The following is a 4,693-nucleotide window of genomic DNA, read 5'->3' on the forward strand; positions in this document are numbered from 1 at the left end:
CAGCGACATCATCGCCCACGTCTCGAGCCGCGACGGAGTCGTCGTCGATACCGGCGACGAGGAGCGTCCGCACCTCGTCGGCCATAATCTGCGCGCCTATATCGAGGACCTGGAGCAGCGGATGCGAAAGGCAGCCGCGGATCTCGAATTCGAGGAAGCTGGGCGCCTCCGCGACGAGATCAGGCGCCTGGAGGCAGACGAGCTCGGCATCCCCGACCACGAGAAGCGAGCTCCGGTGCTCGGCAACTCTACCGAAGGCAAGCCCGGCACCCGCAAGACCCGCTTCGGCAAGCAACAGGCGATCAGAGGCGCAAGGTGGGCTGCGGGAAGGCGCTAATCCGTCAACGGCGGATCGCGCAGACGGCGGCGGAGCTGGTGACGACCTGGAGGATCTCCGGATCCTCCACCGCCCGCACCCGCTCGATGAAGCGTCCGACCGTCAGCCGACCTTTCTCCCGCTCGCGCTGCAGGTCCCCGGACAGATTCGAGATTTTCTGGAGCTGGAGGACGTTCAGCCGGCTGACCCAGCGGCTCGCCATGCACTCTGCCATCGGGCGGGACAGACCTGCGTCCGTCAAACGGCTCGCGACGCGCCCTTCGAACGTCTGCGCGCAGGCGCCGAGCGGAAGGAGCAGGAGGGCGAAAGCAAGGCCGCGCATGCGGGCGCAATAGCAGACGGTCACGTTTATCCAACCGTTCGGGCATTTAGAGCTTGGATCGGAGCGCGGGGAATGCTGTTGAGCGCGGCATGAATTATCGAAGCGTATCGATGAAGCCACTGCGTCTCCTCCTCATCGCCGGAGCACTGGCGGCGAGCGCCTGCGTGTCCCAGCGGGAGCCGGCGCCGCAGCTTCAGCCGCAGCCTCCGGTGCGCAGGCCCGTGCAGCAGCAGCTCCCACCGCCGCCGCCTCCCGCCGCCGAAGACTGGCGGGATATGCCTTTGACGCCCGGCGGCTGGAGCTACGGCAACCAGGGCATGACGTCGCAGGCGCTGTTCGGGGCCGCGGGCTCGGCGAGCTTCATCGTCCGCTGCGATCGAAGCACCCGGCGCGTGACGCTTTCCCGTGAAGGGGCGGCGGCTGCGAGCATGATGGTGGTCCGCACCACCTCCACCTCGCGCAGCCTTCCCGTCGCCGCCGAGGCTGAGCCCGGCTTCATCTCGACGACGCTCACCGCGACCGATCCGCTGCTGGACGCTATCGCCTTCAGCCGCGGCCGCTTCACCGTCGAGGCGCAAGGGCTGCCGATGCTCGTGATCCCGGCCTGGCCCGAGCCGGCCCGGGTGGTCGAGGATTGCCGGGGCTAACGCTTCCTCGCGCTCAGCGCGGCGGCGACTTCGGCTCCGAACTGCCGGGCCAGGCTTTCGCGCACGCTGCCGATCCGCGACAGCGCCGAGATGAAGCCGCCATTGTTGCGGTCGATGCTGACGTAGAGCTGGCCGAGGCTGTCGCCGGTCGCGGCGTCGCGCACGTATGCCGATCCCTCCAGCCGATCGTCCCGCCCCACGAGCGCACCCGCGGCGCTCGCCGTCTGGACCCTGTCCACCTCGAGAACGAGCTTCAGCGCCCGCCCGGACGTGAGCCCCGCCGCCTCGGCCGCCTCGCGCACCGACTGGTCGAGCAGCTTCGCGAATGAAACTCCGTTCGCGCCTTGCTTCGCATCCATCGCGGCGACCGCTGCCGCGGCCCCTCTTCCGATCGTCACTTCGACGTCCGCGATGCGGCTCGCGCCCTTGATCGATGCGGGGATGGGGAGCAGCTCTTCGGCCTGCCGCGCGCAACCGCTTGCCAGCAAAAGAAGAAGCAGCGCGATGGTGGAAATGCGCAACGGAGGTCTCCGGTCCGCCGGAGCGGCGCAAGCAGAAGATACTAGCCCGAAACAATTTGAATACAAGACTTGATCGCAGATTCGGCGCGACTCATACTCGCCTTGCCATCAACAAGCGAAAGGAGGTGATCCGATGTCTCATGGTTCAGCAAGGGGGTCGGTTCTGCTCGTTCGGGGAATGAAAGCCTAGGCTTTCCAGTGGTTTCCCGGGCTGGAGCTTCCGGCCGCTGACCATGTTAGAAGGGTCGCCGGGATTATCCCGGCGGCCCTTTAACTTGTCCGCAGAAATGTGGCACCAGCGCCCGGATGCGGCGTTTGAGAGCGACATGCGAAAATTGATCCTACTGGCCGCCGCCGCCGCTCTTTCGGCCTGCGGCGCCGCCGGCGACGAGGCGGGCGAGGGCGCCGCCGAGGCAAAGGCCGTTCCGGGGCAGGCGAAGCAGGATAGTTCGGCCGGAGCCGAATGGCGCCGCATCGATATGGACGGCGGCTCCGCCCTGGTGTTCGGGCATCGGCGCGAACGGCCGCTCGCGGCGCTCCGCTGCGACGTTCAGCTCGAAAGCCTGCTCATCGAGCGGATGACGGTGACGCCGAAGCCGGGGGTCGACATGATGAAGGTCAGCGCCGGCGGCGAGACGCAGCGGCTGCCGGTCATGTGGGACGGCGCCAGCCTTCCGATCGCCGGCGCCACCGTCCGGCTTGAGGACCGCCTCGCCGACGGCCTCAGCCGCCTCGGCGGAACCATCGAGATCGAACTCAAGGGCGAGCCGAAGCTCTCGATGCCGCCTGACCGCCGCATCGGCACGCTCATCGAGGAATGTCGTCAGGCCTGAGCGCGGGAGAGCCGCCCGATCCGCGCCTGCCAAAGGACGATCGAAGGCACCACGATCAGTTCCATCACCAGCCCGAATTGATGCCCCGGCCCTGGTACCCCGACCTGCAGCAGCGAAAGCAGGCGGGAGAGGCCGCCGACGAGGATCACGAAGCCGAGTGTCCGGAACAGCGCCCCGCGCCGCTCGATCGACGGGATGGAGGCGACGAAGGCGATGCCGATCCCCAGAAGGATCCCGGAAAGATAGCGGAAATGGCTGTCGAGATCGATCGGCAGCGGCTGCGCTACGCCCCGCAGCACGTCCGCGCTCCGGATCACGCTGAGCGTGCCCATCGACAACGGCACGAGCGAGGCGAATGCGACGGCGGTCTGGAGGAGGCGGCGTTCGAATGCAGGCGTCATGAAGCCTCCAACGCATTTCGTCCTCATGCGGGCCAAACGGCTCCGGCAGTGGGTAGCCGCCCGGGCTTCGCTGCTCTAAACCGATGACCATGCGACATATTCTCCTCGTCCTGGCGCTCTTCGCCGCCCCTGCCGCCGCGCAGGCGGCGGATGTCACCGGCAATTGGCTCACGGGGGACAAATCGGCGCTGGTCGTGATCGCCCGCTGCGGCGAAGCACTTTGCGGGACGATCGCCAAAGTGCTCATCGAGCGGCCCGGCTATCCCAAGACGGACGTGCGCAATCCGGATCCCAAGCTCCGGAACCGGCCGATCGAGGGTCTCCGCATCCTCAGCGGCTTCTCTCGCAGGGGGGATAAATGGGAGGGCGGCCGGATCTACGATCCGAGGAGCGGGAAGAGCTACGCTTCGAAGATGGCGCTCAATTCCGATGGGTCGCTCAACGTCTCCGGCTGCATCCCCATCTTTTGCAAAACGGTGCGGTGGACCAGGGCCCGCTGATGCGGTGGGCGCCGCTCGCGCTGCTCGCCTTGCTAGCCGCCTGCGGCGGGCCCGGCCAGCCGAAAGCGGACCGAGGCGTGGATGTGCCGGAGCCGTCCGGGCCGCCAGTCGCCCAGCAGGTGAATGCCTCGCCGCCGCCGAGCCTTCCCTCGGCCGCACCCAGCTGGGAAAGCGCGGTCAGCGGGGAAGGCACCGCGCTTCGGCTGACTGAGTCCGGCGGGCGGCTCCTGCTCGGCATCGCCTGCCTCGGCTCCCCCGCACGCCTCACCGCCACCGCGCCCGGCTTCTCGGCCATCGGCAGTGAGGACCGGTTCAGTTTGGGCCTTGGGCAGGAGCCGGTCACCCTCGTCGCCAACCTCAAGAGCCGCGAAGGGGGCGTGACGGCCGAAGGGGCCGTTCCCGATGATTTCGGGGCGCTTCTGGACCGCGCGTCTGAAATCAGCGCCCTCTACGGCACCCAGCGCATCGGCCCCGTGCCCGCGCCCCCGGAGGCGCTGAAGGAAGCGCTCGCGCAAGTCTGCGCCGGATCCAAATAGAAACGGGCGCACCTCGCGGCACGCCCGTTCCGTTCCCGTTGAAGGGTCGGCTTAGTAGCCGGAGCCGCCGCCGCTCGTCCCGGACACGTCCTCGTGGAGGCGCCGGAAGCGTTCGTGCCCGTCGCGGACGCTGTCGTAGCAGCTCTGGACGAGGCTGCGCGTCTCGGTCGAAAGCCGGTCGTCGCGAAGCGCGGTTTCCCACTTCCCGTTCAGATAGCTCTCGCCATGATCGACTTCGGCGATGACCGCATCGTCGTCGCTGCCCGTCACCTTGCCGCGGAGCGAGAGGAAAGCGCGGTGCGCTGCGGCAAGCACGCTGCCGTCGTCCTCCGGATTGCCGCCGAGCTGGCGGACGCGGTCGCGAAGCTGGCTCACGACCTGCTCGCGCTCGCTGGCGCGCTCCAGGAACTCGGCGCTGAAGCGGCTGTTGGTCGCCTCCTGCGCCGAGCGGCGATAGCCGTCGACGCTGTCGATCGTGGTCTCGATCAGGCTGTTGAGCACGGTCACGTCATGCGCGCTGCCGCCGTCGCCGCCGATCCCGCCGCCGCCTGTACCTGGTTCCAGCATTACTATTCTCCTCGATTTGGAAAAGCCCG

Annotated in this window: 9 protein-coding genes; 5 read left to right on the forward strand and 4 right to left on the reverse strand. The window is 68.0% G+C overall.

Annotated features, from left to right (window positions below; translation table 11 throughout):
* Positions 1 to 337, forward strand: a 337-nt coding sequence (locus tag VF662_RS06420; protein WP_464138985.1) for a UvrB/UvrC motif-containing protein, incomplete at its 5' end; no start/stop codon positions are given.
* Between the two features lie 4 nt (positions 338 to 341).
* Here VF662_RS06420 and VF662_RS06425 read toward each other — a convergent pair.
* Positions 342 to 659 carry a hypothetical protein gene (locus VF662_RS06425; protein WP_464138986.1) on the reverse strand — a complete coding sequence of 106 codons (318 nt, stop codon included), beginning with the start codon at positions 657 to 659 and terminating at the stop codon, positions 342 to 344.
* A 110-nt stretch (positions 660 to 769) separates the two neighbouring features.
* Between VF662_RS06425 and VF662_RS06430 the strand changes: the two genes are divergently transcribed.
* On the forward strand, positions 770 to 1,306 hold the full coding sequence (locus VF662_RS06430; RefSeq protein ID WP_464138987.1) for a hypothetical protein: 537 nt from the start codon (positions 770 to 772) through the stop codon (positions 1,304 to 1,306).
* On the opposite strand, the gene VF662_RS06435 is transcribed toward VF662_RS06430, so the two are convergent.
* On the reverse strand, positions 1,303 to 1,827 hold the full coding sequence (locus VF662_RS06435) for a hypothetical protein (RefSeq protein WP_464138988.1): 525 nt from the start codon (positions 1,825 to 1,827) through the stop codon (positions 1,303 to 1,305). The two genes, VF662_RS06430 and VF662_RS06435, sit on opposite strands and share 4 nt — an antisense overlap.
* A 326-nt stretch (positions 1,828 to 2,153) precedes the next feature.
* Between VF662_RS06435 and VF662_RS06440 the strand changes: the two genes are divergently transcribed.
* A complete protein-coding gene (locus VF662_RS06440) occupies positions 2,154 to 2,660 on the forward strand; it encodes a hypothetical protein (protein WP_464138989.1) in 507 nt (168 codons plus the stop codon).
* Here the strand turns inward: VF662_RS06440 and VF662_RS06445 are convergent.
* Positions 2,651 to 3,061 (reverse strand): DUF4345 domain-containing protein, encoded by a 411-nt coding sequence (locus VF662_RS06445; protein WP_464138990.1) that lies wholly within the window; start codon positions 3,059 to 3,061, stop codon positions 2,651 to 2,653. The two genes, VF662_RS06440 and VF662_RS06445, sit on opposite strands and share 10 nt — an antisense overlap.
* A gap of 89 nt (positions 3,062 to 3,150) precedes the next feature.
* On the opposite strand from VF662_RS06445, the gene VF662_RS06450 reads away from it, so the two are divergent.
* Both VF662_RS06450 and VF662_RS06455 read left to right on the forward strand, forming a co-directional pair.
* Complete coding sequence (locus VF662_RS06450; protein ID WP_464138991.1) at positions 3,151 to 3,561, forward strand: DUF2147 domain-containing protein; 411 nt, start codon at positions 3,151 to 3,153, stop codon at positions 3,559 to 3,561.
* On the forward strand, positions 3,543 to 4,097 hold the full coding sequence (locus VF662_RS06455) for a hypothetical protein (protein WP_464138992.1): 555 nt from the start codon (positions 3,543 to 3,545) through the stop codon (positions 4,095 to 4,097). The genes VF662_RS06450 and VF662_RS06455 overlap by 19 nt, the downstream gene beginning before the upstream one ends.
* Positions 4,098 to 4,148: 51 nt before the next feature.
* On the opposite strand, the gene VF662_RS06460 is transcribed toward VF662_RS06455, so the two are convergent.
* The gene (locus VF662_RS06460) at positions 4,149 to 4,664 is read right to left on the reverse strand and encodes a PA2169 family four-helix-bundle protein (protein ID WP_464138993.1); all 516 of its coding nucleotides are present in this window, start codon (positions 4,662 to 4,664) and stop codon (positions 4,149 to 4,151) included.
* Positions 4,665 to 4,693: the final 29 nt, after the last annotated feature.

The organism is Allosphingosinicella sp., from assembly GCF_036387215.1.
Taxonomy (GTDB): domain Bacteria; phylum Pseudomonadota; class Alphaproteobacteria; order Sphingomonadales; family Sphingomonadaceae; genus Allosphingosinicella.